The organism is Bradyrhizobium sp. (assembly GCF_019244115.1).
Lineage (GTDB): Bacteria > Pseudomonadota > Alphaproteobacteria > Rhizobiales > Xanthobacteraceae > Bradyrhizobium.
In genome coordinates this window covers 1-2,123 of the sequence record NZ_JAFATE010000584.1, presented here as the reverse complement: position 1 = coordinate 2,123, position 2,123 = coordinate 1, and the positions used below count along the sequence as shown (strand labels likewise).

1 protein-coding gene is annotated in these 2,123 nt (G+C 64.3%); it reads left to right on the top strand.

Annotated features, from left to right (window positions below; all coding sequences use genetic code 11):
* Window positions 1-328 precede the first annotated feature (328 nt).
* Entirely contained in the window at window positions 329-1,567 is a 1,239-nt protein-coding gene (locus JOZ76_RS25980) for an MFS transporter (protein WP_291703500.1), read from the top strand.
* Window positions 1,568-2,123 lie beyond the last annotated feature (556 nt).

The window sequence follows — 2,123 nt, the reverse complement described above, 5'->3', positions numbered from 1 at the left end:
GGCTATTCGGGCTCGCCGATCCTGGCGGATATCGATGGCACGCCGGCCGTGATCGGCATCCTCTCCGCCATTCAGGAAGAGAAGAGATTGAGCATTGCCGCTTCCGCCAGCCAGTTCGAGGCCGCCGTCCGGGAGGCGATCGCCGCTGAGAGCGCACCCGCGCGCTGATCGCTGCCGAATCACGTGGCGGACGGGTATCTTGCATGCCTCAGTCATGCGCAATCCGCCGCCGTGCCAATTGGCCGCCGCGCTTGCATATCGGCGTCAGATTCGCACAAAGGAAAAGGGCGCGCTTGGGCAGGGATCGTTAACGCATTTGAAGTCGAATATGGTCGTCGTCCTGATCGTGCTGGCGATCGGGCAAATCATCGGCTGGGGCACGATCGGATTGCCAGCCGTGGTCGGCAGACAGCTGGCCGCCGATCTCGGCATGGACATCGTGGAGGTGTTTGCCGGCACCTCGGTTCTCTATCTGGTCATGGGTTTTTGCGCGCCGCTGTTGGCGAATGCCTTCGGCAGGCATGGCGCGCGGCGCGTGATGATCGCCGGCGCGGCGGTAGCGACACCCGGCTTTCTCATGCTGGCGTTCTCGCGTGGCGAGGTCAGCTATTTTACCGCCTGGATGATCCTGGGCAGCGCGGGCAGCGCCTGCCTGTCGACGGCAACCTATATCCTGCTGAGCGAGATTGCCGGCAGCGATGCCAAGCGGTCGATTGGCGCGCTCATGCTGATGACGGGATTGTCCAGCACCATCTTCTGGCCCATTACCGCACTGCTTTCGGCTGAAGCCGGCTGGCGCGTGACCTGCCTGGTCTACGCTGCTGCCATGGGTCTTGTTTGCGTTCCGCTCTACATGTTCGGATTGCCGCAAAGGGCCCGCGCGCCGGTGCTGCCGCGCGCGGTCGCCGATCCGCCCATGGCTGAACCGGCCGTCGTCGGTCGTGCCGCCGATCCGAAGTCTGCCGCGCCGGGGCACGGACGTCGCAAAGCCGCGACCAGCACGCTCTATCTGATCATTGCGGCGATCTCGCTGAATGCATTCATCGCCTTCGGGCTCGGCGCCGTGCTGATCGAGCTTCTCAAGTCGCAGGGACTTGCCCCAGCGGAAGCCATCGCGCTCGGATCGTCACTTGGCATCGTGCAGGTCAGCGCGCGCGGCATCGACTTTCTGGGTGGAGGCCGGTGGGACGGGGTCACGACCGGCCTGTTTGCCGGCGCCGCGCTGCCGGTGGCGATGCTGCTGCTCATGCTGGGGCAGGGTCTGCACTGGTCGATCGTGGGCTTCATGGTGATCTACGGCCTCGGCAGCGGCGCGCTCGCCGTCGCCCGCGCCACCATTCCACTGGTGTTCTACGACAGCACGTCCTATGTGGCGGCGGCTTCGCGTATCGCACTGCCTCTCAACCTGATGTCGGCGGTCGCTCCGGCGGTGCTGGCCGGCGTGCTCACCCGGTTCGGTGCCGACATGCTGCTCGGACTGGCCCTGCTGTGTTCATGCGCCGCGCTTGCCGTGCTGGCGATCCTCAGCCAACGTCGGCCACGATTGCGGGACACCGCCCAAAGCTGAGCCGTGGACCTTCGATTGCACGGCGGGCAAAACCTGCATGTGTGTCCTGCGCAAATTGCCCGTCGTGGCAACTTGTCGCAGTCTGTTGATTCCGATTTTCGTAATAGGCCTTGACGCCTCCCGCAAATCAGAAGTACTGTCTTCCCCGTCCCGCGCTCGATCAAGAGGGGCGCTTCGCGATCGTCACGAACGTTGGCCAGGGGATGCGATGGACGCATCGGATCGCAGCGCACATTTGGCGCGCCGACGGACGATCTCGATGCGGACGGCGAAGTCGTGTGGTCCTGACATCCCGACGCTGGTGTCTGTCTGGCGGTTACGAGCCGCGAGGCGACGGGGGCAAGAAAGCCCGGGGACCGGCTATTGAATGCACACATCTTTTGTTGCGATGGCCGGCAAAGACTGATTCCCCCCTTGGGTCGTGATTTGGAGGGGCGATGCGGGAGGAGATTGGGCTGGGGCGATTTGGCGATCGCCGCCTGGAAAAAGGGGGGTGGTCGTTGCACGAGGCGTTGGTGCGAAGGCCCTGTTCGTGTATTCGACGCCTTGCTGGGAA